This window comes from Cognatiyoonia sediminum (genome assembly GCF_900129845.1).
Taxonomy (GTDB): domain Bacteria; phylum Pseudomonadota; class Alphaproteobacteria; order Rhodobacterales; family Rhodobacteraceae; genus Cognatiyoonia; species Cognatiyoonia sediminum.
Genome location: NZ_FQXB01000005.1, coordinates 123,240 through 149,787 on the forward strand (window position 1 = coordinate 123,240; position 26,548 = coordinate 149,787).

25 protein-coding genes are annotated in these 26,548 nt (G+C 52.4%); 17 read left to right on the forward strand and 8 right to left on the reverse strand.

From position 1 onward, the window contains the following. Positions 1 to 75: 75 nt before the first annotated feature. The gene (locus tag BUA85_RS13965; protein WP_072902126.1) at positions 76 to 774 is read right to left on the reverse strand and encodes an NAD(P)H-binding protein; all 699 of its coding nucleotides are present in this window, start codon (positions 772 to 774) and stop codon (positions 76 to 78) included. Next, positions 771 to 1,496, reverse strand: coding sequence for a DUF4386 domain-containing protein (locus BUA85_RS13970; protein WP_072902128.1), 726 nt, complete (start codon positions 1,494 to 1,496; stop codon positions 771 to 773). The genes BUA85_RS13965 and BUA85_RS13970 overlap by 4 nt, the downstream gene beginning before the upstream one ends. A 173-nt stretch (positions 1,497 to 1,669) precedes the next feature. Here BUA85_RS13970 and BUA85_RS13975 point away from each other — a divergent pair, with 173 nt between their 5' ends. The 5 genes from BUA85_RS13975 to BUA85_RS13995 all read left to right on the forward strand — a co-directional run bounded on the left by BUA85_RS13975 (position 1,670) and on the right by BUA85_RS13995 (position 5,498). Next, positions 1,670 to 2,563, forward strand: coding sequence for a LysR family transcriptional regulator (locus tag BUA85_RS13975; RefSeq protein ID WP_242649071.1), 894 nt, complete (start codon positions 1,670 to 1,672; stop codon positions 2,561 to 2,563). A gap of 195 nt (positions 2,564 to 2,758) precedes the next feature. Next, positions 2,759 to 3,190, forward strand: coding sequence for a hypothetical protein (locus BUA85_RS13980; protein WP_131802818.1), 432 nt, complete (start codon positions 2,759 to 2,761; stop codon positions 3,188 to 3,190). 128 nt (positions 3,191 to 3,318) lie between these two features. Beyond that, entirely contained in the window at positions 3,319 to 4,671 is a 1,353-nt protein-coding gene (locus tag BUA85_RS13985) for a selenium-binding family protein (RefSeq protein WP_072902133.1), read from the forward strand. Next, positions 4,668 to 5,033, forward strand: coding sequence for a 2Fe-2S iron-sulfur cluster-binding protein (locus BUA85_RS13990; protein ID WP_072902135.1), 366 nt, complete (start codon positions 4,668 to 4,670; stop codon positions 5,031 to 5,033). Before BUA85_RS13985 ends, BUA85_RS13990 begins: the two co-directional genes overlap by 4 nt. After that, positions 5,034 to 5,498 carry a CoA-binding protein gene (locus BUA85_RS13995; protein WP_072902137.1) on the forward strand — a complete coding sequence of 155 codons (465 nt, stop codon included), beginning with the start codon at positions 5,034 to 5,036 and terminating at the stop codon, positions 5,496 to 5,498. 7 nt (positions 5,499 to 5,505) lie between these two features. On the opposite strand, the gene BUA85_RS14000 is transcribed toward BUA85_RS13995, so the two are convergent. Next, a complete protein-coding gene (locus BUA85_RS14000) occupies positions 5,506 to 6,750 on the reverse strand; it encodes a urate hydroxylase PuuD (protein WP_072902139.1) in 1,245 nt (414 codons plus the stop codon). A gap of 158 nt (positions 6,751 to 6,908) precedes the next feature. Then, on the reverse strand, positions 6,909 to 7,877 hold the full coding sequence (locus BUA85_RS14005) for a pirin family protein (RefSeq protein WP_072902141.1): 969 nt from the start codon (positions 7,875 to 7,877) through the stop codon (positions 6,909 to 6,911). Positions 7,878 to 8,128: 251 nt separating this feature from the next. On the opposite strand from BUA85_RS14005, the gene BUA85_RS14010 reads away from it, so the two are divergent. The 3 genes from BUA85_RS14010 to BUA85_RS14020 all read left to right on the forward strand — a co-directional run bounded on the left by BUA85_RS14010 (position 8,129) and on the right by BUA85_RS14020 (position 13,387). Next, the gene (locus BUA85_RS14010) at positions 8,129 to 9,331 is read left to right on the forward strand and encodes an acyl-CoA dehydrogenase family protein (protein WP_072902142.1); all 1,203 of its coding nucleotides are present in this window, start codon (positions 8,129 to 8,131) and stop codon (positions 9,329 to 9,331) included. Position 9,332: 1 nt separating this feature from the next. Then, a complete protein-coding gene (locus BUA85_RS14015) occupies positions 9,333 to 10,337 on the forward strand; it encodes a phosphotransferase family protein (RefSeq protein WP_207548161.1) in 1,005 nt (334 codons plus the stop codon). 260 nt (positions 10,338 to 10,597) lie between these two features. Next, a complete protein-coding gene (locus BUA85_RS14020; RefSeq protein WP_072902144.1) occupies positions 10,598 to 13,387 on the forward strand; it encodes an Ig-like domain-containing protein in 2,790 nt (929 codons plus the stop codon). A 12-nt stretch (positions 13,388 to 13,399) separates the two neighbouring features. Here BUA85_RS14020 and BUA85_RS14025 read toward each other — a convergent pair whose 3' ends face one another. The 4 genes from BUA85_RS14025 to BUA85_RS14040 all read right to left on the reverse strand — a co-directional run bounded on the left by BUA85_RS14025 (position 13,400) and on the right by BUA85_RS14040 (position 17,070). Beyond that, positions 13,400 to 13,987: a hypothetical protein gene (locus BUA85_RS14025; RefSeq protein WP_072902146.1), complete on the reverse strand. Its 588-nt coding sequence runs from the start codon at positions 13,985 to 13,987 to the stop codon at positions 13,400 to 13,402. 107 nt (positions 13,988 to 14,094) lie between these two features. After that, positions 14,095 to 15,324 (reverse strand): vWA domain-containing protein, encoded by a 1,230-nt coding sequence (locus BUA85_RS14030; RefSeq protein WP_072902148.1) that lies wholly within the window; start codon positions 15,322 to 15,324, stop codon positions 14,095 to 14,097. Next, positions 15,317 to 16,411 carry an AAA family ATPase gene (locus tag BUA85_RS14035; protein WP_072902150.1) on the reverse strand — a complete coding sequence of 365 codons (1,095 nt, stop codon included), beginning with the start codon at positions 16,409 to 16,411 and terminating at the stop codon, positions 15,317 to 15,319. The genes BUA85_RS14030 and BUA85_RS14035 overlap by 8 nt, the downstream gene beginning before the upstream one ends. Continuing rightward, complete coding sequence (locus BUA85_RS14040) at positions 16,408 to 17,070, reverse strand: hypothetical protein (protein WP_131802819.1); 663 nt, start codon at positions 17,068 to 17,070, stop codon at positions 16,408 to 16,410. Before BUA85_RS14040 ends, BUA85_RS14035 begins: the two co-directional genes overlap by 4 nt. Positions 17,071 to 17,433: 363 nt before the next feature. On the opposite strand from BUA85_RS14040, the gene BUA85_RS14045 reads away from it, so the two are divergent. The 9 genes from BUA85_RS14045 to BUA85_RS14085 all read left to right on the forward strand — a co-directional run bounded on the left by BUA85_RS14045 (position 17,434) and on the right by BUA85_RS14085 (position 26,501). Beyond that, positions 17,434 to 18,555: an MHYT domain-containing protein gene (locus BUA85_RS14045; RefSeq protein ID WP_072902153.1), complete on the forward strand. Its 1,122-nt coding sequence runs from the start codon at positions 17,434 to 17,436 to the stop codon at positions 18,553 to 18,555. Positions 18,556 to 18,666: 111 nt separating this feature from the next. After that, positions 18,667 to 19,521, forward strand: coding sequence for an FAD binding domain-containing protein (locus BUA85_RS14050; protein WP_072902154.1), 855 nt, complete (start codon positions 18,667 to 18,669; stop codon positions 19,519 to 19,521). Positions 19,522 to 19,532: 11 nt separating this feature from the next. Next, on the forward strand, positions 19,533 to 20,027 hold the full coding sequence (locus BUA85_RS14055; protein ID WP_072902156.1) for a (2Fe-2S)-binding protein: 495 nt from the start codon (positions 19,533 to 19,535) through the stop codon (positions 20,025 to 20,027). Further along, entirely contained in the window at positions 20,024 to 22,453 is a 2,430-nt protein-coding gene (locus tag BUA85_RS14060; protein ID WP_072902158.1) for an aerobic carbon-monoxide dehydrogenase large subunit, read from the forward strand. The genes BUA85_RS14055 and BUA85_RS14060 overlap by 4 nt, the downstream gene beginning before the upstream one ends. A 56-nt stretch (positions 22,454 to 22,509) precedes the next feature. Then, positions 22,510 to 23,385, forward strand: a complete 876-nt coding sequence (locus tag BUA85_RS14065) for an AAA family ATPase (protein ID WP_072902160.1) — start codon at positions 22,510 to 22,512, stop codon at positions 23,383 to 23,385. After that, complete coding sequence (locus tag BUA85_RS14070; RefSeq protein ID WP_072902162.1) at positions 23,382 to 24,563, forward strand: vWA domain-containing protein; 1,182 nt, start codon at positions 23,382 to 23,384, stop codon at positions 24,561 to 24,563. Before BUA85_RS14065 ends, BUA85_RS14070 begins: the two co-directional genes overlap by 4 nt. Continuing rightward, entirely contained in the window at positions 24,560 to 25,339 is a 780-nt protein-coding gene (locus tag BUA85_RS14075; RefSeq protein ID WP_072902164.1) for an XdhC family protein, read from the forward strand. Before BUA85_RS14070 ends, BUA85_RS14075 begins: the two co-directional genes overlap by 4 nt. Next, complete coding sequence (locus tag BUA85_RS14080) at positions 25,336 to 25,944, forward strand: nucleotidyltransferase family protein (RefSeq protein ID WP_072902166.1); 609 nt, start codon at positions 25,336 to 25,338, stop codon at positions 25,942 to 25,944. Before BUA85_RS14075 ends, BUA85_RS14080 begins: the two co-directional genes overlap by 4 nt. Positions 25,945 to 26,048: 104 nt before the next feature. Then, positions 26,049 to 26,501, forward strand: coding sequence for an SRPBCC family protein (locus tag BUA85_RS14085; protein WP_072902168.1), 453 nt, complete (start codon positions 26,049 to 26,051; stop codon positions 26,499 to 26,501). Positions 26,502 to 26,548: the final 47 nt, after the last annotated feature.

Below are 26,548 nucleotides of genomic sequence, written 5' to 3' on the forward strand. Positions count from 1 at the left end.
TATTTAGGGGGGAAATTTTCTGGGAAATCGTCAAATTGCCCCGTTCCTCTTCAAAAAAACGGGGCAAGTCTGTTTTTAGCTCGCGTGCTGGTGAAGTAACTCTGCTTTCGCTGATGCTGTATTGCGCCCAACGATAGCAGGTGCTTGGTGGATCAAACGATCATCGCGAAGCGCGTGAACCATGAACAAAGCGAAGTCGATGCGTTTGGTCATGTTCGAGGCCAAAACTGGATCGCCGACATGTTCAGCCCATACCGGCAAGCCGTCGCTTTCGCCTTCTTCCAAGTCAGAACCACGCACAACTGTCCAAAGCCTGTCAGAGGCGAAGATCCGGTTTGTTGCTTCGACTTGGTCGTTTAGGTCGACCAAGCGCAAGAGCGGGCCCAGCCATGAGAAGAGCCATACGATGCTGCGAATTTTCAAACCGTACGTGTCCTTTCCGTCTTTTGTAATGTGCCAACCACATGAGAAGATCAGTCGTGCGTCCGGTTCAGCAAAATCCATAACAGCTTGGGCCGTGCCCGAGGCGTAGTCATTTACACCCCATGGGGCCAAAACAGTCAGCACGCCGTCACAACCCTTGACCGCTTGTTGAACGACCGCTCTGTCATCTGTGCGCCCTGGAAAGACAGTGATCTGATCTTTGAACCGGTCCAGTTTGTGAACGCTTTGTGGGCGACAGACGCCAACCACTTCGTAACCAAGATCGAGGCAGTGCTGGGTCATGTATTGACCGAGTTTGCCGGAGATTCCGATGATACATACCTTTTTCATGCCATCGCTCCTTTCAATGTAGTTGGGGCTTGCGGGGCACGAATGAAAAGCCAAAGAGCAAAGCCGATTTCAGAGAGTGTGACGATCGCCAAGAAGCCGATCCGAAGGGTGCCGAGCCACGCAACGTCTGTGAAAGCGAAGGCAAACGCGGAGTCGAGCACATACCCCATCCCGCCAATCATCAAGCCGTAGCCAAAGATCGACGGGAACCGGTCGGAACGCAGGACCAAGTAGCCAAGCAGCAGCAAATGCATCGTAAAGAAAATTTGCCATATCCAAACACCGGCGCGGTGCATTTCCAGAAAAAGACCAGTAAGGTCAGCACGTTGTGCTGCGCTAAAGTTGGTCATCACTTGATCTGACTGGGCGAGGAGGTCCGCTCCTGCGTGGAAAAACAACATGGCGGACATCACGCTGACCATGCTCAACCGAGCCATAGCGGCGGCGAAGGAAAGCGTTTTAGAGACATTTCGGAACATGAAATAGAGCATCGCAACGGCGAAAAGCTCAAAGACCATGACGACCACGTCACCTGCGATCCCTAGATGATACAGGCCGTTTTTGCCGACGATGTTTGCGACGGTTGCGGCCGCGTCGTTTTGCACGACGATTTGTGACGGCACATAGGCGATGGAAAACCCACCGGCGATTGCGATGCCCAGATAGAAAGCGCCTGTCCAGCGGGCGTAAGAGCTGGACATTGGGTCAGAAAAACTCTGCATGTTTTGTCCTTTCGATAAGGCGCACGACTTGAGAGCCGACCGACAACCGACCGCTGCGCATGCGCTGAGAATTGATTTGATTGAGCCGTTGTATTTTGGCTGTGAGGTGGTTCTAGCCCAAAGGCATTCCCAACAAAATTGACGTATATTTTAATTCTGGTATGCAATTTTGTATGGATTGGACTGCAGCTAAATTTGATTGGAACCGTGCCCGAGCCTTTCTCGTAACGGCGGAAGAGGGGTCGCTTTCAGCTGCGGCGCGCGCCTTAGGACTGGCGCAGCCCACGCTTTCTAGGCAAGTCGAAGCCTTTCAAACTGAGCTAGGAGTTGTCTTGTTTGAAAGGTTTGGCAGGGGGCTAGAGCTTACACCAGCCGGAGCGAGCTTGCTGGAACATGTGCGGAAAATGGGAGAGGGGGCAGTTGCACTGTCGATTGCTGCACAAGGACAGAGCGATGACCTTTCTGGTCCGGTAACGATATCCGCGTCTGATGCTTATGCTGGTCTATGGTTGCCGCCGATTTTGGCACGGCTTCGGGAACAGGAGCCGGGACTTGCTATCAAGATTGTCGCTGAGAATAGCGCGTCTGATCTAATGCGCAGGGAAGCCGATATCGCCATTCGCAATTTTCGTCCAAAAGAGCCCGAATTGGTTGCAAAGAAAATATCCGACACGCATGCTGGCCTCTTCGCGAGCGAGGCGTATGTCGCAAAACACGGGATCATCGAAAATGCCGAAGATTGGAAGGACGCTAGCCTAATCGTTCCGGGAAACGTGGATGAATATCTAAAGGTTCTTCAGTCGCTAGGGCTGCCCGTGACGAGCAAAGCCGTAACTTTTGAATGCACCAGCTTTTTGGCGATGTGGGAAATGGTTCGGCAGGGCCTTGGTATCGGAATTCTCGACGTCAGATTAGGTCAGAATGAAAAAGGCATTGTTCCTGCTACGCAAGATGACCTACCGATGAACTTCCCCATCTGGCTCGTTGCCCATCGTGATATTCTGTCCAATGCACGTTTGCGGTTTGTTTTCGACTTTTTGTCGGACCAACTTCGGAAAAAAGTCTAACCGTTCATTGGTTACTATGGTGTCGGTTACGTAGGATGGGCGGTTTAGTCGACGCGCCTACTGACACCCTAAAGTAGAGTGGCTGCCGTGGAGGCAATCGGCGGCTCACTAGCTTTGTCTTTCTTGGGAAATCTGTTATATCAAATTTTTTCAAATGAATGGCAAAATCTGTCATTTAGTTTTGACGTGGTGGACATGCCTGACACTCAAGATCCTTTCGCGATTGCAAGCACACTGTTGAAAGTAACGGAGCAATCCTATTGGGATCGGGATTTTGAAACTTTTGCGAGTTGCTTTCGCATTCCTCACATAATCGGCTCGCTAGAGGGCGATAGAATCGTCGAAACGCTCGAAGAACTGAGGGCGATTTTCGACACCATGGGAGCACACTATGAGGCCCTTGGTGCCTTGGCATTGCGTCGCGAAGCATACGAAGCGGTATTGGTAGATAATGATAATCTAAGGGTTATGTTCACGTCCCAGCAAGAGCTCCCAAATCGGGTTCTGACCAACAAAATTAACTTCTACAGTGAAGTTGAACGTGAGGGTGAAGACTGGAAAATCACGCTGACACGTGCGGTTTCAAGCGATGAAACGCTTGGGCCGTCTTTCATTCCAGATCGATAGCTCCTTCAATCTCGCCTGGCTTCTGGTGATGCATGGCCATTTGAAAGCGCAGGTTAAGATGGACCAAAAGATATGCTTTGACTAACCTCATCTGATAAGAGGATGTAGAACGCGAGACGAGGGAAGAAATGAGCGAATGCTGCGGACCGGGCTATGCAAGCCCTGCGGAAGCTATCCAGTCACCCCGCGAAGAGCTGCTCTATACCATCGCCATATATACGGGGACGGGTATTCAAAAACCTGATTACTTGGCCACAGTCGACGTCGATCCGCAAAGCCCAACTTACAGCCAGGTCATTCATCGGTTAGAGATGCCGGGCATCGGAGACGAACTTCATCACATGGGCTGGAATGCCTGTTCGTCATGCCATGACGATAGTTCGATGGCGCGTAAATATCTGATCCTTCCAGGTGTTCGGTCCAACAACCTTCACATCGTTGATACTGCGACGGACCCACGCGCCCCGCGCCTGCACAAGGTAATCGAAGGTGCAGAGATCAAGGCAAAGGCAGATTTGTCTGGGCCTCACACAGTCCATTGTCTGGGAAGCGAAATTATCATTTCTTTCCTTGGAAATGCCAAAGGCGAAGCGCCTGGCGGATACCTTCACCTCGATAAAGATTTCAACATCGTAGGCCGTTGGGAAAACTCGATGGGCGACATCAAGTTCGGTTACGACTTTTGGTATCAGCCGCGCCACAATATAATGGTCAGCTCTGAGTGGGCGGCACCTAATACGTTTATGCCGGGTTTCGATTTGGAAGAGGTCGGACACCTCAAGTATGGTCGTGAACTACACTTCTGGGATTTTGAGAAACGAGAGCCTATCGAGAGTTTCTATCTCGGCGAAGACGGTCTTTTGCCGTTAGAGGTCAAATTCCACCACGATCCCGATAGTACGCATGGGTTTTGCGGAGCTGCTTTATCATCAAACGTCATTCACTGGTGGAAGGGTGACGACGACAAATGGCAGTGGGAAAAAATCATCGACGTTGAAAACGAAATGCATCCGGAATGGCCGATCCCTTTGCCGGGTGTCATGTCCGCCATCCTCATTTCGATGGACGACAAATATCTCTATCTCAACAATTGGCTGCACGGCGACATGCGGCAGTACGACATCACAGACCCGCACAATCCGGTTTTGACGGGGCAGGTCTATATGGGCGGTTTGTTGGGAAAGGCCCCCAAGGTGAATGGCGTTGAGGTTGCAGGCGGGCCACAGATGTTTCAGCTTAGTCTAGACGGCAGACGGCTTTATGTAACGACGTCGCTATTTTCGACGTGGGACAACCAATTCTACCCAGAAATTCGCACGAAGGGTGGGGTTATGGTGATGATTGATTGCGATCCTGAGAATGGTGGGATGTCCATAAATCCTGATTTCTTGGTGGACTTCGGGCAGGAACCAAATGGCCCAAGTCGATGTCACGAATCGCGTTATCCAGGTGGTGATTGCACCAGCGATATCTGGCTATGACGACGTTCACAGTCACAATCGCCAACCGCGCTGATGCAACTTATGAGGTAGAAGCGCGACGTCCATTGCTGGATACCCTGCGCGAGCAGGGGGTTGATTTACCATATGGCTGTAAATACGGCGGGTGCATCACATGCGCTGCGAAACTGACAGAAGGTTCAGTGGATCAGCGTCGTCAGGTCGCTTTGAATAACCGTCAAATTGACAAGGGCTATGTAGTTTTATGCGTGGCGCGTGCGACGTCAGACATCACGCTCGAAATCGGGGTTGAAAGTCATGACGCGCTCTACCGCAACCCGTTCCTCGATCCGTTGAAGCCGCATGAGTTGAAAGCGGACATCGCCACACCGAAGGAGGGGTAAATGCCTGAAGCCGATATAGATCGACTCTATGACTATGATCCTCATTATTTGGCGGACATCCTTAAATCCGTAAAAACAATCGCGATGGTTGGGGCGAGCGCTGACAAGACGAAGTTTAGCTACGGCGTCCTGCGTCAATTGAGCGAGATTGGTTATGATGTTCTACCGGTGAACCCGAACCCCAATTTGCATGAAATTCGAGGTCTCAAGGTCTATCACTCTTTGGATGAGATCGAGAAACCGGTCGATATGGTCGATGTCTTCCGCCCAAAGGAAGAGCTTTATGCGATCACTGAAAAGGCCATTGAGATTGATGCAAAGGTGCTTTGGGGGCAAATCGGCGTCTATGATGACGAGGCTGCGAAACTGGCAGAGGACGCTGGTCTAAAGGTTGTTATGAACCGCTGTCCAAAGATCGAGCTGTTCCGACCGTTTTGGAAGCCTAGGTTGGATTTAGAGATCTAGCAGTTGGCTAGTTCGCGTCCGCCGCGTTGCGATACCACGCGATGATCGTTTGCCTGTTCTCGGCGGTCATCGTCTCGATTGCGTTGGGCGGCGGCATGGCGTGGCTCACCCCTGCATGAATATAAATGTCTCGCGCATGACGGGCGACATCGGCCTTGGTTTCAAGAAGAACTCCTTTCGGTGCCCACAACATTGCATCGCTAAAGATTGGCTCACGGGCGTGGCACATCGAACAGTTCCCAAGAACAACCGTATAGGCGTCGTCGAACCCCGTCGCCTCCGCAAAGCGAGTCTCATAGGGCGTCAGATCACGTGAGGAGGCTTCCTCCCATGTCTCACCACGCATCGATGCTGTAGATAGCCAAGCAATCACAATCATCAGAACAACTGTCACTGCCCACGTCCAATGGGGGCCCCTGCCGGTGCTGTGCATTGTGTTGAAATAGTGCCGGATCGTAACGCCGGTGAGGAATATCAAAGAGGCGATAATCCATGCGTTTTGCGTTCCAAACGCCAATGGGTAGTGGTTGGACAGCATCAGGAAGACAACTGGCAAAGTGAGGTAGTTGTTATGGGTCGACCTCAGTTTGGCGATCTTCCCGTATTTCGCATCCGGAACGCGCCCTGCTTTCAAATCGGCGACCACGATCCTTTGGTTCGGCATAATCACGAAAAATACGTTTGCCGTCATGATGGTTGCGGTGAAGGCACCTAAGTGCAGCAAGGCTGCGCGGCCCGTGAAGACTTGGTTGAGCCCCCAGCTCATCGCCACGATGACGACAAACAGTGCCAACATCATCGCGTTGGGATAATCCCCCAGCTTCGAGCGGCACATCAGATCATAGATAATCCAACCGACGCTGATTGAGGCAGCACTGATCAGGATACCTTGCCATAAAGCTAAATCAGCTTTGGTTGGGTCCAGCAGATAAATCTCACCCCCGATCCAATAGATAATCGCGAGAAGGGCCGCACCGGACAGCCAAGTCGTATAGCTTTGCCATTTGTGCCAGGTCAGATGTTCAGGAAGCCGCGCGGGCGCGACCAAGTATTTTGTGGTGTGATAGAAACCGCCACCATGGACTTCCCATTCTTCGCCACTCGCACCCTCGGGCATGTCGTCGGCGGGCTTCAACATCAGATCCAAAGCGATGAAGTAAAAGGATGCGCCGATCCACGCCATCGCAGTAATGACATGCAGCCATCGGACTGAAAAACTTACCCAATCCCAAAGCACCAAAAGATCGAACATAAACCCTCGCTGACGCGGCTTGTAGCTGAACTAGCCAATCACATAAGCCACCGCTAGTCCATTCGTTTGGAAGCACTATTTGGTTTAGGTCTGTCGCGGCCTCATTGGAATCCACGGCTAGGACTATTGTTCAAGCAGCGAAACCAACAACTCGCAATTTACGCTCTAGGGTTTCGCGGAATGCCGCGTTCCAATTCCGGTGTTATTGGAATGTGTTCCTGATCATCCCCTGGGGGCAAGCGAAACGGTCCCTTTTCCCAATCAGCTGCTTTCCAAGCTTCTTTCGCTTCTTCGATCCGATCCCGAGATGACGACACAAAGTTCCACCAAATATAGCGTCCTTCATTCATCGTTGCGCCGCCGAGTGTCATCAGCCGCGCGCCTTTTTCGCCCGCCGTTACTGTGATCTTGTCGCCGGGGCGAAACACCATCATTCGACCCGCTTCATATGTGTCGCCCGCAACGAGGATTGATCCTTCCGTGACATAGATGCCTCGATCTTCATGGTTGTCGGGAAGCGGAAATGAAGTTCCTGCCTCTAAATTCACATCTAGATAGAATGTCTCAGATTGCATCGTCACAGGACTCGTCTCACCATAAGCAGAGCCCAAAATTAGCTTTGCTTTCAGGCCGGTATCTTCGATCTCTGGGAGGGCGCCTTGCTTATGGTGCTCAAAGTCAGGAGCCATTTCCTCTCGATCTTCGGGCAGAGCAATCCACGTCTGAATGCCAAAGAGCTTATGGCGCGTGGCGCGGGTTTCTGCGCTGGTACGCTCTGAATGCGTAACGCCGCGACCGGCAACCATCCAGTTGACCTCACCAGGATAGATCATTTGATGAGTGCCAAGGCTATCGCGGTGCTCAAACTCGCCTTGGTAAAGGTACGTCACAGTGCCCAATCCGATATGCGGGTGTGGCCGAACGTCGATCCCGCCATCTGTGATAAATTCAGCTGGTCCCATTTGGTCGAAGAAAATAAATGGCCCAACCATTTGTCTCTTAGGGGCCGGAAGGGCGCGTCGTACTTCAAAGCCACCCAAATCTCGTGCGCGCGGAATGATGAGTGTTTCAATCCCGTTGTCGGGCTGAAAAGGACATTTGGGGTTCTGCGTGGGATTCCAACTCATTGGACGTCCTTTCCGGGCGGCAGGCTGCAAGTAACGCTTGAACTATTGAGATAAGGCATCGGTAAAGGGCTTCAATCACTGGGGGAGCAATGAAGTGTGGACTACCGCGCAGTAAATGTTCTTGAATTTAGTAATGGTGTTGCGACAGGAACTTGCCGGCTAAACACAACGATGTTCTGATTTGGTTACGGCGAATACGCGCTAACTTAGAGACAGGCCCGTCGTGCTCGAACGATTGAAAGGACAAATGAATGGATTTTTCTGTGTCTCCGGAACAGGAAGCGTTGCGTTTGAGGACGCGCGAATTTGTTCGAGATGAAATTCAGCCTTTGGAAGACGATCGTGGAAACTACGATGCGCATGAGAACATTCGACTAGATGTGTTGGAGTCTCTACGCGCGAAAGCGAAGGCCGCTGGATTGTGGGCCCCTCAAGCTCCAAAATCCCTCGGTGGCATGGGCTTGGGGGTCCAGGATTGGGCCATCATGTACGAAGAGGCCAACTATTCTATCTTCGGCCCTGCTGTCTTCAATTGTGCCGCGCCGGATGACGGCAACATCAATGTATTGTCCAAGATCGGTACGCCAGAACAACAGGAAAAATGGCTGCAACCGCTCATAGACGGACAGGTGAGGTCGGCTATTGCTATGACAGAGCCCGCGCCGGGCAGCGGTTCTGATCCCGCCGGGATGATGCTGACGAAAGCAGAAAAGAAGGGTGATGTTTGGGTCGTCAACGGACGTAAATGGTTTATCACGGGCGCAGGTGAAGCCAAGCACTTCATTTTGGTTGCCCGAACCTCAGACGATCCGCGTAAAGGACTATCGGCGTTTCTTTATTATGCTGATCAGCCCGGTCAGCGGATTGAGAGACGTATCCCGATCATGGGGCCGGAGGAACATGGTGGCCATTGCGAAATCGTCTACGAGGGATTGGAGATTCCCGAAGAAAACCTCCTTATGAATGTCGGTGACGGGCTGAAAGTCACGCAAATTCGATTGGGCCCTGCGCGCCTGACACACTGTATGCGGTGGCTGGGTCTGGCAAAACGTTCGATGGCGATCGCTGCGGATTACACAGCAAATCGGATCGGCTTTGGGGTTCGGCTTGCAGATCGGGAATCCGTTCAGATCAAAATGGGCGAACTGGCGCATGACATTCAGATCGGTAAGCTCTTGGTCATGCACGCGGCTTGGAAGCTGGATCAGGGCGATTTCGCACGCAAAGAAATTTCCTCGGCGAAGGTTCACGTCGCCAATACGTTGCACAAGGCTGTTGATACCGCGATCCAATTGAACGGGGCGCGGGGATATTCCAAAGATACCATTCTGGAGTGGATTTATCGTTATGCTCGGCAGGCGCGATTGGTCGACGGCGCAGATGAGGTGCACAAGATGATTTTATCGCAAACCTATCAGAATTCTGGAATTGAATTCTGGGATTGGGGCGTTTGACGTGTTGGCGGCGCCAGATTTAGAAGCATATCTGGTCAAAAAAATCGTAGGCTTCCAGGGGCCTACCGAGATTGAGGCCTTTGCCTCTGGTCAGTCAAATCCAACATATTTGATAACGACTCCTGACAAAAAATACGTTCTGAGGAAAAAGCCGGAAGGAGTTTTGTTAAAATCGGCCCATGCGGTGGATCGGGAGTATCGCGTTCAAAGGGCGCTTTGGGACAGCAATGTCCCGGTCGTGCGGATGCTGCACCTATGCGAAGACCCAAGCGTTTTGGGCACAGCATTCTATGTGATGGAACATGCCGAAGGGCGCATTTTCTGGGATCCAGCCCTTCCAGAGCTTGCGCCTGACGAGCGACAAGAAGTCTACGCGGAAATGGCCCGCGTCCTTGCGGAGATTCACTCAGTGGACTTGCACACTTCGGGGTTAGTGAGTTTTGGGCGCGCAGACGGATACTATTCCCGTCAGCTCAAGTTGTGGACCACTCAATACGAAGCTTCCCGAACCGAAGATTTGCCGGAAATGGACGGTCTTAGATATTGGCTGGAAGAGAATTTGCCATCGGACAGCGGGCAGGTTTCACTGGTACACGGGGACTATCGTATCGATAACCTCATGTTTGCGCCGGACAGTCTAAAAATCATCGCCGTTTTCGATTGGGAGCTTTCGACACTGGGTGATCCTTTGGCCGACCTTGCCTACCAAGTCATGCAAAGAGCGATGGGACGAGATTGGTATCTGCGCGGTTTGGAAGGGTTAGATGTTGAGACGCTCGGTATTCCGTCCGAGGCGCGATATGTGGACGCCTATTGTAAATCTCGAGGTATCAATGAAATCGAACATTGGAACTTTGCTAAGGTTTTTGCTTTCTATCGGTTCGCGGCGATCTGCCAGGGTGTCAAAAAGCGAGGTCTCGATGGAAATGCAGCGAGCCCGGATGCGGCACGTGTTGGAGCCATGGCCGCACCGCTCGCGCGTTTGGGCTATCGATTGGTCTGCTAACCCAACGCGTTGATGTTGCTAGGTAAACGTAGGTCTCGCCAGTTCTCCATCATGCGAAGCTATCGGATTATCTCCCATTAACGTTCCCAAGGTCTGACTTAATTTCGCCATCAGATGGCCTTGAGTAGCTTCAATACTCCCCAGAGTTGGGGAAATTAAAGCTGCTCAGAATGTCCAATATCACAGATGTGGTAGCGAGTTACAATAGTTTAGATACATCAGATTCATTGCATTTTAATGGCTGCGCATGCAGCGTGTGCATGGCTGCCAAAGACGATCTGGAACGCTCCGAAGAAGGCGGCAGCGGGTCAACAGCATCGCTTGCAGCAGAGGCTTCTCTTGGCGAGATGGCTGACTATCTTCAGTACGGGTATTGGAACAACTACGGTCGGCACCATAACGTCGGTTCGGCAGGCTATGACGCAAACGATGGCGTCTTGCTTTACAATTTATCCGGCTATGGGACCGATGCCGACGGCATCACCGAGGCGAGAGCAGAGCTAGTTCGTGATGCGTTTGATCTTTTCGAAGCTGTCCTGGGCATTGAGTTCCAAGAGACCACAAGCACCAACACCAGCGATGTGGATTTTTTCTTTCGTGACAACGACAGCGGCGCCTACGCGTGGAGTAGCCGCTACGGCGAAACGATTAGATATTCAGAAATCAACATCGCCGCCAATTGGTCCGGTGGGTCGTCCAATTATGACGATTACACCCTTCAAACGATCATCCATGAAATTGGTCATGCCCTAGGACTTGGTCATCAGGGGCAATATAACGGAAGCGCAAATTACGGCTCGAATGCCATCTATGAGCTAGATAGCTGGCAGGCGACGATGATGTCGTATTTCTCGCAGACACAAAACTCTGCGGTCGACGCAAACTATGAATTTCTCCAAACACCTATGGCAGTCGATTGGATTGCTCTCGATAACATCTACGGCCAATACGGCTACGGTGTGTCAAACGCCTTTCAAGGTGACACGGTTTACGGGTTCAATACCAATATTTCTGAAGAAACCAGCCGAATCTGGCACGAGTTCTCGAACTACGCCAACCGGACCGCATCGACGATTGTCGATGGTGATGGGATCGATACGCTCGATGTTAGTGGATATTCCAACAACCAGAAAATTGATCTTACCATCCAAACGGCTGATCAAACCTATCAGAATTCATCCAATATCGGTGGGCGGACTGGAAACTTAACGCTCGCCGTAGGGACCGTGATTGAAAACGCAGTCGGTGGTAGTGGAAACGACGAAATTATCGGAAATTCCGCAGACAATATTCTCTCTGGCGGCGGCGGAAACGATACTCTGATCGGTCTTCTAGGAAACGATCAGTTTCACGGGAATGGAGGCACAGATACCGTCGTCTTTAGCTACGGTTTCGATGCCTATGACTTTTCAATATTTGGAGCAGCGATTGAAGTCGTCGGAGAAGGGATCGACTATGTCTTTGACACAATTGAGAATTTGCAATTCTCCGATGGCCTTTATTCTTTCGCCAGCCTGTTCCAGAACATCGACAACGCCAAGCCCGACGCCGTAAACGATGTGGTACATCTCGATGAGGGGCAGAACTCAAAAATATCAATCTTGTCCAATGACAACGACGCGGATGGCGATGCTCTGACAATCGTCGAAATCAACGGCCTTTCTGTTACCGCCGGCGATGCATTGACGCTGAGCTCTGGTGCAGAAGTAACGCTCAATGCCGACGGCACACTGACCTATTCGCAAAGCGGTGCATTCTCCGCTCTCAATAATGGTCAAACGGCCGTCGAAACTATTACCTACCGCGTTTCGGATGGAACCGCATTCGACGACGCCGAATTGACCATCAGAGTGTCCGGCAACAGTGCGCCAAATGCGCGTAACGACAACCTTTCTGCCAAAGTTGGGGTGAGAAAGACATTTGATGTCCTGAGCAATGATGGTGACGACGAAAGTGACACCATTCAGATTACTGCAATCAATGGGAATGCTATTGAGAAAGGCGGCTCGGTCACTCTTTCATCTGGAGCGCGCGTTACACTGACGCAAACTGGCAAACTTCAATATGACCAATTGGGTGCATTTCTGGCGCTTGCGGCGGGCACTTCGGCAACCGAAACCTTCACATATACGATTTCGGATGGTCTCGGCGCAGATACGGCTCGAGCGAATATCGAGGTCACTGCAAACTCTGCCCCAATCGTCGTGGATGAAGACGTCCGGATTGGGGAAGGGCGTGTCTTTGCTTTGGACTTGCTCAAAAATGATCGGGACAAGGACAACGACACCCTCTCAATCGCTGAAATCGAAGGGAAAGCGATATCTGTTGGCGGCAGTGTCGTCCTTGAGTCCGGCGCTCGGCTTATCTTGAATGCGGATGGGACTCTTACCTACGATCAAAGAGGTGCCTTTAAAGGTCTCGACAATTGGGACAGTGCAGCAGACGCATTTGAGTACACGGTTTCCGATGGGTCAACCACGACCAAAGGTTCTGTCGATGTGAGTATCGACGGTCACAGCAAACCAAAGAGCGAGTATGACGACTGGCATGTCGGCAAGAGCAGCGCCGAATGGTTAGCCGTAGGTGTTGTCGGGAACAACAAAGTCTTTGCAGGCAACGGCAATGACGATGTTGTTGGATCTTCAAGTTCCAAGGGCGACGTTCTCTCTGGCGGCGGTGGACGTGATTGGCTTTGGGGCTTGGCAGGCGATGACATCTTGCTTGGCAATCAAGGGCAAGACAGGCTCTTTGGCGGCAGCGGATCCGACAGCCTGTTTGGTGGTACCGACAATGACCGATTGATGGGTGGCGCGGGCGCAGATCGATTTGTGTTCGAAAAGAACTCAGGCGCTGACGTGATTGTGGACTTCAATCCAAATCAGGATCAGATCGTAATAGATCCAGATAACTACGCGACCTTCGATGACATCAGCTCTCGCTTCGTGCGCAAAGGTGACGACCTGTTGATCCGTCTCAATAGTGACGACAGCATTAAGTTGCTCGACGTCTCGCTCCCAGATCTGGATGAGAGCCATTTCGTCTTTGTTTAAGTTGCTGTGGTTCTAGTCTTTGTCCGCCAAGACATTGACTGTGGACGTCAAACCGTTGCGCCCATCCAAGGTCGAGTTGGTAAATGTTCCTTGACCGACCAAGCTTGATGTTGGGTTTTGCAAGAGATCGCCGAAAAGTGTCCCACTACCGAGACGGAAGTCGGTTGAATCTCCAGTGAGCGTTCCTGAAACAGTGGAAATAAATTCGCTATCTTGCGAAACGCCGATTGACTGTCCGCGAACCGTCAGGCGACCATTTAAATGTTCTTCGTTTGATCCGCTGAGTCTGCGCGTAAATCCACGTAACGAACCGGATACCGTGCCACCTGCAATATCGACCGTAAGTGAAGCGTCGCCCAAGAAGGTGCTTGGCGCCCCACCGTCCAAAACCCGAACGACGGTGGTTCCACTATAAGACCCGCTAGCTGACGAGACCGACCCACTCGTCGAAAAATCTTGTCCTCGCGCTCTGGAAAATTCAGCGTCAAAAGAGTCGACCTGTGCCGAGAAACTAGGGGCTTGAGTCGGTGCGACAGCACCACCGCCGCAGCCAGTGGCAAAGCCTAATGCTAAAAATAATCCGATTGTGCGAGCGCCCATTCCAACTGCCCCAATTCTTTTTCGCAAAGATTTCGAAAACCCATAGCTGGAAAAAGGTACGAATTTATGGCGCTATCGTGGTCGTGGAAGATTAGTTTTTCCAAAGTCTAAAGGTCGTCCATGACCAAAACTGTTCCGCAATTCGGTGGCGATGTGGGGGCAACCGGTACGGCCCAGATAATATCTATTTCCGACCTGTTCGGCGTTGGTGCATCCAAATCTGTCAGAATAATAATGGCTGATGGTGCGAGTGCCTCTGCTTCTTTGAGCATCGGACAAAAATCCGTCCCGCCGTCTCGCAATAGATTGACCCGATTTAGATCGCCAATCCCGTTGAGCTGATGTCGGCTGTGAACTTCCGTATCAAATCCAAATAAGTACGCTTCATGACCCGTGCGTCGAATGATCGAAATCGCTTCGCTGGCAAATAGGTCCAAAGTGGCATCGTCGATCGAACTCGATGTATCTATTGCAACGACAAGCGATGCGCGTTCGACTTTGCGCAAGATTGCAGGCTCAAACCCCGGTCCGTTTTCCTCTCGTTCACGCGAAAGGGCATCCTGCGCGAGCCATGATTTCGAGGGGCGTTTGTGGCTGAGAACAGGATGCTGCGACAAAGTCTTTGCCAATAGGCGGCGCAACCGGATTTCCCACGGAACCGTAGCGACTGGGAGGTCTCCAAACCGTGCCAGAGCAACACCAATGCCACTTCCTGCTCTGTTTCCAATCTGCAGGGCTTGTTCCACTCGCCCAGACCAAAACTCTGGCTTTTTAGAGCTTGGGGTCGTGTTCTCTAAATCCGGCTCAAAGTTGCGGGAGTTTGCATAGATTTCGACCGCCCCACCGGCATCGTGACCTTGCCGTCCCGCTTGTACTGCGAGAACGGCATACAACTTGTCACTGTCCCATTCTGAAAGAATGTTGTTCGGCCGCTCACTTGCTGGAAGCAACTCCACAATTTCTGATGCGCGAACAGCGGGCCTTGGCAATGCGTGTTTCGCCTGTAGCAGCGCCTCATTGATAATCGCGTCGCAGGCTAGATCGTAAAGGTCGGCTTGAAACCTAGCCCCATACCTTTCCTGCGCGGATGCTCGGCGGGATGAATGCCTGAGCGCAACATGCAAAATATGGTGTGAAATCAGGCCTGTTTGTTCGGAGATAGGAAGCAGCGAAAACTCTGGTCCAACGAAGATGGTTTCCCCTTCCGTCGCGGTGGAGCCGTTTGTGTCGCGATACTGACACCACAGTGCAAGAGCCGCGATGGCCGGATCAATCTCGGGCAAGAGAGATAGGGCAGCACTCACGCGTTTGGAGTGTTCTCCAGACCGACTATGCACCGGCCTCTGCCCGCTCTTTCGCGTAGTCTTGATAAGATTGAGAGGTGCGGAAGGCTTCAGCGAGCCCCTCTGACATCGACTTGCGAATAAGTATCTCAAACCCAAAGTTGGTCACTTCGCCAAGCGGCAAAGTCGGAGCCTCGACATGTCTCAGATCAGCGATGATATCAATGGCGTCGCTGATCGTTTCTTCGTCAACTCTCGCAACTAGAGCATAGACCAACCCCACCAATCCGTTGATTGATTTCGGATAAAGGTCATACCGCTTCGATCTTGATGTTTCGAACAATTCCTCAAGTGACACGACGGCGTCCAATTCTGTCGCGACTTGGGCGAACTCTGCTGCCGCAGCCGTACCAATGGTGCCCGCAACCATTGTATGTCTGATGCGTTTGTCAGGGATGCCATAGACAATATCGCTAACTTTTTCCCATGACCGAGGTGTGCACGCGATAACCTCGTCTCTCCGTATCGCTTGCTCGGTCGTGTCAAGAAGGTCAGGGCGAGAGCGTAAGAATGCTGTGACAAGCGGCGATAGGTTTTTGTCGACGGCGTATCGTTCAAGCCAGTCTTTGGCGTCCGCGTTCACCTGCAAATGAATAAGGCGATCCGACAATGCGGTTCCCATTTGATAGGCCACCGCGCCGTCATCAACGGTGTTGCCCGCCGCGACGACAAAAACTGACTTGGGCAAAATATGCTGTCCGACACGTCGTTCTTGCAGCAGGCCATAGACGGTCGGTTGCAGGTTCGGGGAAGCTGCGGTTAGCTCATCCAAAAATAGAACGGCCGGTTTTGTTTCGTCATCAGGTAAATCTTCCGGCCGATACCAGACAGTCTTCTTCGCATCATGATCATAATAAGGAAGCCCGCGAAGGTCTTGCGGTTCGATGGTCGTTAAGCGGATATCGTAGAGTTTCGCGCCGATTTCGCGTGCCAAATCCGTAACAACTTGAGTTTTCCCAACACCCGGTCGACCGTGCAGCATCCAAGACGATGTCAACTTGCCTTCGTTTTGAGCGCTCCACCCCGCCCGTAGAACTTCAAGCGCGTCGCCGGCGCTCACGATTTGGGCATTTACGCTCATTTGGCGGGCTCCATGGTGTCTTTGGCATTGTCGAGAAATGCTGCCAAGCGCGCATGGGCCGATACGCCCCGCGCTTCGAAGTTAACTGACCTTAGAAATGTAGCTTCTCTTTGGTTTGCGAGGGCAAGATCTTGTTCGGTGAAGTCAGGGTCAAAAAGGCCAGTTCGGATCATTTCCCTCTCTTCCTTATTCAGCGCAACCAGACGCGACTTTCCCTCATCTTTTTGCAAACTGACGAAGGTGAGGGGGTTGAGACGTACCAGATCAGACTGCTCGACGACCAAAAACAAGTTGCCGGTTTGGATGCCTCGCTTTGCCGCAAGGCTTGAAAGGATCTTGCGACCTCGAAAGTTCAACGTATCCAAAGCGTGCGCGCTTTCTGCTTCTCCAACTACATCTTTGCGTTTAGCCGCAGGCAGACGCAGAATTCTGAGTTCAACGAACCCTACAGCGATCAACATCAAGACCGGCGCCGACCCAAGTGGCAACGCAAGCTCAGGCCAAGTGATGCCTGCTGCAATGAACGGTACTAGTGTCAGAAAATATCGAACGAACTGGCTTTCTAGGATGATGCGAAATCGTAAACGTGCGGAGGCTTCTTTGCGCGGGAACACCATCCCGCGTTGTAGAATTTTCCTTGGAGCCGTTGAAAACTTCAAGATGCCCTGATTCCAAACTGTCTCTGGTGATAAAATCAGGACGCTCACGAAATCACCGCAATGTGGATCACAAAATGTCCTCCTAGAACAAGAAGTATGCTGGTGGTCTTTTTCGCCATGTCCAAGAAGTAGAGTGCAGGTTCAAGCTGACCACTATGGGGCGCGAAAGGTTATATCACGATCAAAGCTAATTGCCGATTTCTGGTAATGTCCTACGCCACAAAACGATTTTGACGTTTGCACCAGCAGGTTCTGACCACCGAAAAACCCTCACCTTTTCGGCATCCTACAACGTGACGTTGCAACTGAAATTTACAACTGACTATATTTGCCAAACGACTGTTTTTTGGTCAATTTAGTTGCATGGAGTTCTTAGACGTCAATCACAACAGCTTTCTGGTCGTTATGTCCTGTATTGTTGCGTTTGCCGCGGGCTTTACAGGTCTATCACTGACCCGAGACTTGGCATCCAAAAATGACTTCGAGAAGAAAATGCTAATTGCCTTGGCATCCGTGGCGCTGGGAGGTGGCATTTGGGCTATGCATTTTGTTGCGATGCTCGGCCTCCAGATGCCAATTCTGTTTTACTACGATGCCGCCATCACTCTGATCTCGGCGCTGACCGCGATCTTGATCGTGAGTGCTGCCTTGATCCTCTTGCATTTTACCGAACGCACCACGCGGACCATCGTGATTTCTGGTGCGATCGTCGGCAGTGGCATTTTGGCGATGCACTACATCGGAATGGCCGGACTAGAACTTTGCCGCGCCGTCTACACCACCGAAGGTATTGTGGTGTCCTTACTGGCGGCAATCGTCCTTTGTGTGGTTGCATTCGGGATCGCTTATGGTGAACGCACCAACAAGAATATTTTCTTAGGAACGATTGGTTTCGCCGCAGCAGTTGCGAGTGTTCATTTCCTCGCCATGGCTGGAACGAACTTTGTTGCGGTTCCCAGCGGGTCAGAGTTTGGCCCGTTGATGAGTAACGAAACGCTCGCCCTTGGCGTCATCTTCTTTAGCTTCATGATCTTTGGCGCCTGCCTTTGGGTCAGCATCACCTATCTTCCGGGTTCTTTGGACGAACAGGATGCCGTAGAAGAACCACAAGAGGCCGAGGTTATTCAACCAATCCTTCAGATCCCGTGCGAACGTGAAGGCGCAAAGGTGTTTGTGGCCGCTGACGATGTTTTGTTCGTACGAGCAGATGGGCACTACACACAAATCTACACACGCGCTGAACGGTTGTTTTGCGCATGGCCCATCACCGAAGCGACAAAGCGTCTACTTCCCAAAGGCTTCCTTCAAACGCACCGCAGTTACCTTGTAAATCCGGCGAAAGTTGCGCGTTTTGAGCGGAGCAAGGACAAGGGTATTTGCATCTTTGATGATGACGGATCGCCATCCGCGCCGGTCAGCAGATCGAAACTCAAGATCGTACAAGACACGTTAGCGTCGCAGGTCGGTGCAATTGGTGCGGCCTAGCGCGCATTTCGTGCAATAAACCTGTTTTTCGTTGATTTTTTGAAGCCTCGACAATCCGTCGCATGCATCACTTCGCCGCAGAAAGATGGATCGTGTTGAGGAGGAGAGGCGATGATTCCAGCCGCTTTTGAATACTACAGACCCAAAGATATGGCCGGTGTGCTGTCGATCTTGGAGGAGCATGGCGACGATGCTCGCGTTATGGCTGGTGGTCACAGCCTCATTCCAATGATGAAACTGCGCATGGCTGACGTGCCGCATTTGATCGACCTTCAAGACGTCGGTGGGCTGTCCGATATCGAAATTTCTAACGACACAATCAGCATCGGTGCGATGGTGACGCAACATGCCATAATCGACCATGACGGCCTCGCAGAAGCGGCCCCCATTCTTCGCGAAGCATCGCTGCAAATCGCCGATCCACAGGTCCGCTACATGGGAACAGTCGGTGGAAACGTCGCGAACGGTGATCCTGGGAATGATATGCCTGGTCTGATGCAGTGCCTCGATGCGACGTTCACCGTGGTTGGTGCCGATGGCGAACGGCGGATCCCTGCGCGTGAGTTTTACGAAGCGGCCTACATGACAGCGCGCGATGATGAAGAGGTGCTGACCTCTGTCACCATCCCACGCCCTAGTGGCGGCTACGCCTATGAAAAGCAAAAGCGCAAGATTGGGGACTACGCGACAGCTGCCGCTGCGGTTCAAATTGTGAAAGAAGGCGGTTCCTGCGCGTCTGCTGCAATCGCAATGACGAACCTAAGCGATACACCGATCTATTCACAAAGCGCCGCTGCGGCTTTGGTTGGCTCTAGCGTGGATGATGCAGCAATCTCTGCCGCCATCGACGCGATGTTGGGAGACATCGACCCCACCGAAGATAACCGTGGCCCCGTTGCCTTCAAAAAGCACGTGGCTGGCGTGATCCTGCGCCGCGCCATCGAACGCGCTTGGTCGCGTGCGTGAGAGGAACAAACATGTCTAGCAAAAAACACTACTCAATCACCGTTAATGGCAAACAAGAGGAGTTCCTCGCAGAACCCCGAGAACTGCTGATTTACACCTTACGCGAACGCCTCAACATCACTGGTCCACATATTGGATGCGAGACGTCACATTGCGGCGCTTGCACAGTCACCATCGATGGGAAATCCGTAAAGGCGTGCACAATGTTCGTTGCCCAAGCGGACGGGAAATACGTCACAACCATCGAAGGGATTGGTGGTCTGGACGATCTACACCCGCTTCAAAACGCGTTTAAGGAGCACCACGGCCTCCAGTGCGGATATTGCACGCCGGGGATGATCACACGGGCGACAAAATTGCTTGAAGAGAATCCTAACCCAACCGAAGAAGAGATCCGTTTTGGCATGGCAGGCAACATCTGCCGCTGTACCGGATACCAGAACATCGTGAAGTCGATTCAGGCGGCAGCTGCCGAAATGAATGCAGCAAAGGAGGCAGCAGAATGAAGGATGAAGTGATCACCCGCGAAGAACGGGTCGCAAATCTCAAAGGAATGGGCTGTTCCCGCAAGCGTGTGGAAGACGCGCGGTTCACGCAAGGAAAGGGCAATTACGTCGACGACATCAAACTTGATGGTATGTTGTTTGGCGACTTTGTGCGCTCCCCTTATGCACATGCCAAAATCACAAACATTGATACGGCAGCGGCCCTCGAGGTTCCCGGTGTTTTGGCAGTTTTGACCGCGAAAGACCTAGAGCCTCTGGGATTGCATTGGATGCCGACGCTCGCTGGCGACAAACAGATGGTCTTGGCGGACGGCAAGGTGCTGTTCCAAGGGCAAGAGGTCGCGTTTGTGGTTGCTGAAGATCGCTACGCAGCCGCAGATGGTATTGAGGCTGTTGAGGTTGAATACGAAGAACTCGAAGTTCTCATCGATCCCTTCAAATCGATGCAATCTGATGTTGTTCTTCGGGAAGACACCGTTGATGAAAACGGCAAACCAATGGACGGCGCGCATGGACCTCGGACGCACCACAACCACATCTTCACTTGGGAGGCAGGCGATAAAGATCCGACATTTGAAGTGATTGATAGTGCAGAGGTCGTGGCCGAAGAGACCATGTATTACCATCGCACCCACCCTTGTCCGTTGGAGACATGTGGATGCGTGGCCTCCATGGATAAGGTGAACGGCAAGCTGACGCTTTGGGGAACCTTCCAGGCCCCTCATGCGATCCGTACTGTTGTCAGCCTGATTTCAGGAATCGAAGAACATAACATTCGTGTCATTTCGCCTGACATTGGCGGTGGCTTCGGCAACAAAGTGGGAGCTTATCCTGGATACGTCTGTTCCGTTGTGGCTTCTATTGTAACTGGCAAACCAGTTAAGTGGATCGAAGATCGGATGGACAATCTGATGACGACCGCATTCGCCCGCGACTATTGGATGAAAGGCCGGATCAGCGCGACGAAGGACGGTAAGATCACTGGTCTACATTGTCATGTGACAGCGGATCACGGTGGCTTTGACGCTTGTGCGGACCCGACCAAATTTCCCGCAGGCTTTATGAACATCTGTACAGGGTCCTACGACATTCCGACGGCCTACCTAGAGGTTGACGGCGTCTATACCAACAAGGCCCCGGGTGGTGTAAGCTATCGGTGCTCGTTCCGTGTGACGGAGGCGGTGTATTTCATCGAACGTATGATTGAAGTGCTCGCCATTGAGCTTAACATGGATGCCGCAGAACTGCGCCGGATCAATTTCATCAAGAAAGAGCAGTTCCCATATACTGCCGCCTTGGGGTGGGAGTATGACAGCGGCGACTACCACACCGCTTGGGACAAAGCGCTCAAGGCAGTGGACTATGAAGGCCTTCGTGCAGAGCAAGCGCAACGCATTGAGGACTTCAAGGCCGGTAAGACGCGGTCTTTGATGGGGATTGGCTTGTCCTTCTTCACCGAAATCGTTGGGGCTGGACCTGTTAAGAACTGCGACATCTTAGGATTGGGCATGTTCGACAGCTGCGAAATCAGAATCCATCCAACGGGGTCTGCAATTGCGCGCCTCGGTACGATTTCTCAAGGTCAGGGTCACGCGACGACATTTGCTCAGATTTTGGCGTCAGAGATTGGTTTGCCTGCCGACAGTATCACGATCGAAGAAGGCGACACCGACACCGCCCCTTATGGCTTGGGAACCTACGGCTCTCGGTCCACCCCTGTTGCTGGGGCTGCTACGGCCATGGCTGGACGCAAAATTCGTGCCAAGGCTCAGATGATCGCGGCATACTTGCTCGAAGTGCACGACGACGACGTAGAATTCGACGTTGATCGCTTCGTGGTGAAAGGAGCGCCTGAGCGCTTCAAAACCATGAAGGAAATCGCTTTCGCAGCTTACAATCAGGCGATCCCCGGCATTGAACCCGGATTGGAAGCGGTCAGTTACTATGATCCGCCTAACATGACCTATCCGTTTGGCGCTTATGTCTGCGTAATGGATATCGACGTGGACACAGGCGTTACAGACATTCGCCGCTTCTATGCGCTGGATGACTGTGGCACGCGGATCAATCCGATGGTTATCGAAGGTCAGGTGCACGGCGGCCTAACTGAAGCACTCGCTGTCGCCTTGGGCCAAGAGATTGCCTACGATGAGATGGGCAACGTTAAGACCGGTACGCTTATGGACTTCTTCCTGCCAACGGCATGGGAAGTTCCAAACTATGAAACAGATCATACCGTAACGCCGTCTCCACATCACCCAATTGGTGCGAAGGGTGTTGGGGAAAGCCCACATGTCGGTGGTGTTCCATGCTTCTCCAACGCAGTTCAAGACGCGTTCCGCGCATTTGGTCTGCGGCACACAAATATGCCTCACGACCACTGGCGGATTTGGAAAACAGCAAACGAACTCGGCCTTCACGGCTAAGGACCGAAATTGGGGCGCTCTCTTTTAAGAGGAGCGCCCTGACAATGGAGCGTTAAATGACCTGGACGACAGTTCAAATTGCTCTGGCCGAGCAGAACTACGTGGCTTCCAATGACTTATCTGTCGCCTTGCACCTCGCCTTAGCTCTTGAGCGACCACTGTTGCTCGAAGGCGCCGCAGGCGTTGGAAAGACTGAAGTCGCACGTACCTTGAGCTTGGCGCGGAACACCAAGCTAATCCGGCTGCAATGCTACGAAGGGTTGGACGCTTCTCAGGCTATTTATGAATGGAACTACCAGCGCCAGCTTTTGACCATTCGTTCCGCTGCGGAAGATGGCGAAACCGGTAAAGCAGTTGAAGATAGAATATTCTCCCGCGATTTTCTGCTCGAAAGGCCCCTGCTAGAGGCCATCACTCAGGACACGCCACCTGTTCTTTTGATTGATGAGATTGATCGCGCTGACGAAGAATTTGAAGCCTATCTTCTTGAGGTGCTGTCAGATTACCAAGTTTCTATTCCTGAGCTTGGGACCATCGAAGCGACCAGCAAACCGATTGTTATTTTGACATCAAACGGGACGAGAGATTTGTCCGACGCACTGCGCCGCCGTTGTCTATATGCCTATGTAGACTACCCCGACAGAACGACCGAACTCGCCATTCTGAAATCCCGTTGTCCGCAGGTCGACGATACCTTGGCTCGGCAGGTCATCGGATTTGTTCAGAAGTTGCGCCAAGAAGAATTGGAAAAGACGCCGGGTGTGGCCGAAATGCTAGATTTTGCGGCTGCGCTTATGGGGCTTGGGATCGCTGATCTCACTGAGAACCCAGCCGTGCTCCAATCGACTTTGATTACACTTCTGAAAACCCAAAGCGATCAAGCGCATCTCACCATGGATGTCGCTGCTCGCATTGCGGGGAAAGCCGCATGAGCCGCGTAACCCGCTTCTCTTCCCGCGATAGTGGGGCTTCTGCCCGCATGGTGGGCTTTATGGCCCACTTGCGAGAGAACGGATTGCGCTTGGGCGTGGCCGAAGCGGACATCAGTTTGAATGCGCTGACTCACGTGAACGCAGCACGACCGGACGATTGCCGGAGCGTCCTGCGCGCCATTTGTACCGGCTGCAAAGAAGAGGCCGAACGTTTTGACGATCTCTTCGATAGCTACTGGATGGATTCGGGGCGCGTAAAGCAGCGGGTCATCGCAAAATCACTACCGAGGCTGAACGACGATGTTCATTCTTCGAAAGATGGAACCGGAGAAGATAGCGGAGCATCTGGATCGGCAACCGCCCCAGATGAGGGTGAAGGCGAAGCGGATAGCGACGGTACAGGCAAGCTTATCGCAACCCAAAAGCAAAATCTCAAAAGGCGCGACTTGCGCGACATCGTTCGTGCTGAGGAGATTGCCGAAGCGGAAGCTGTTGCACGCCTTATCGGAACGTCATTACGCGATCGGAGGTCTCGTCGACGTATAGCCGCCCGCAAAGGAGATCGTCTGCATTTCCGCAAAACCATTCGTCGTAGCCTGTCGACTGGCGGTGAGCCTCTGACCCTTCTAAAGCGCAAACGCCCAGATCGGACAAGAAAAATAGTGGCATTGTGCGATGTATCTGGATCGATGAGCATCTATGCGCAGGTCTTCCTCGCTTTTCTTGCTGGCCTAATGCGTGCTGAAAAGGACGCCGATGCCTATCTGTTTCACACACGTTTGGTGCGCATCACCGAAGCTTTGAGAGACAAAGATGCCATGCGAGCCATCGGGCGACTGTCCCTTATGGCGGATGGATTCGGCGGCGGCTCAAAAATTGGTCCGTCGTTGCAGAGATTTGCAGACACATACGCGAAGCGGTTTGTCGATGGTCGAAGCGTCGTGCTAATATTTTCCGACGGTTACGATACTGAGCCACCCGAACACATCGCTGCCGCCCTCGCCCAACTTAAGAAGCGAAACTGCAAGATCATCTGGCTCAATCCGCTGAAGGGGTGGCGGGATTACGAGCCGGTCGCAGGAGGGATGGCAGCGGCTTTACCTCACCTCGACCTCTTTGCGCCGGCCAATACGCTCGCAGATCTTGCAGCACTCGAAACTGAATTGGGTGCGCTATGAGCCCTGCCGAAGTCATGGATAGTGAATTCGCCGAAGCCGCCCAAACCTTGCGTGACAATGACGAGCCCTTTGCCTTTGCCACAATCGTTCGGACTGCGGGCGCGACCGCTGCAAAACCAGGCGCAAAAGCACTGCTCGCGGCAGATGGAACCATTCTGCACGGCTGGCTAGGCGGCGGGTGCACACGAGGTGCGGTTAGAAAAGCGGCGCTTGAATCGCTCAAGGATGGGACACCACAACTTGTTTCGGTCGCGCCAGAAGACTTGTTGGAAGAAAGAGGTGTGGCATCTGGTGACACCGTCGAAGGAACCAAGTTTGCTCGGAATGGGTGCCCATCGCGCGGCACCGTTGATATTTTCATAGAGCCCTGCTTGCCGATGCCAGAACTTGTCGTGCTGGGGGCGTCACCGGTCGCTAAGGCACTGTCGCAACTCGCGCCGCAGTTTCACTGGTCGATTTCCGCCGGCTTAGGCGACGAAAACGTGACGAGGCGTAGAAGATTTGTCGTGATTGCGACCCAAGGACAGGGCGACATCGACGCGTTGCAATCTGCGCTGTCTGAACCATGCGACTACGTGGCTTTCGTGGGCAGCTCCAAGAAGTTTGCATCCCTTTCCGAAAGGCTGCACGGCTTGGGTGTCTCACAAGAGGCTACCGCCAAAGTCGATGCGCCGGCTGGTCTGAGTATCGGTGCCGTGACACCAGAGGAAATCGCGCTTTCGATACTTGGGCAGTTGGTTCGAGTGAGACGTATCAACACAGGTGAGACAACATGAAGGACGTCTCGGCAATCCTTTTGGCCGCGGGGCTTTCGCGCCGTATGGGCCAAAAAAACAAATTGCTTCTTCCTGTGGAGGGAAGGCCGATGGTTTGTCACGTTGCAGAGACCTACATCGACGTTGTGGATGGCCCGCTCATTGTCGTCACCGGCTTTGAAGAGGACCACATACGTCAGGCACTTAAAGGGCTCTCGATTACCTTCGCAAGAAATGAGGCATTTTCTACTGGGCAGGCAGGCTCTGTTGCAAAAGGTTCATCAGTCGCGCCCGAAGCAAAGGCGATTCTGGTTGGGTTGGCAGATCAGCCGCTTTTGAAAGCTTGCGATCTCCAAGAACTACTCGAAGCCCGTCGCAGACACGCTCAGGTAAAGATAACGGTGCCGACAAAGAACGGGCAACGCGGCAATCCAATAGTCATTCCTGCCGCGCTCCGATCGCGACTAACCGAGAACCCAGACAAGCCCGGTTGCATACACTTTACGCGGGCACACCCGGAAACCGTGCAAAAAGTAGAATTCTCCACTGACGGGTTCTTCACCGATGTCGATACACCCCAAGACTTTGCCAAAGTCCTGCAGACGAAAGAGGAGGCTGTGATATGACTCTACTAAGACGCTGGATTAAGGCAGTGCCAAGCAAACTACAAATGACATCGAAACAGGCAGAGAATGTCCGTTTCCCTTGTTGCTAGGAAGGAAAAATACGAATGGAACTAAATGATGAGATTATCATCAACGCTTCGAAAGAGCGCGTATATGAGGCTTTGAACGATCCCGAGATACTCAAGCAGTGTATCCCTGGTTGTGAAGAGCTCATCAAACATTCCGACACTGAATTGGAAGCAATAGTTGTGCTTAAGATTGGTCCGGTGAAGGCCAAGTTCGGCGGAAATGTTGTTCTCGATCAGAGCGGTGCGCCTGACGCTTTCTCCCTGTCCGGTCAGGGGAGCGGTGGCGCAGCAGGGCACGCAAAGGGTGGTGCTGATGTTACTTTGACCGCGGATGGCGACTCGACGATTTTGAAGTATGCGGCAAAGGCAGAAATTGGCGGCAAACTTGCGCAGCTTGGAAGTAGGCTTATTCAGAGCACGTCGAAAAAGCTGGCGGCGAAGTTCTTTAAATCCTTTGCTGATATCTTGAATGAGGATGTTGCAGCATAGAGTGGGAAGAGTCTACGTGCCTGCGCCAACATGCGCCGGCGCCTAGC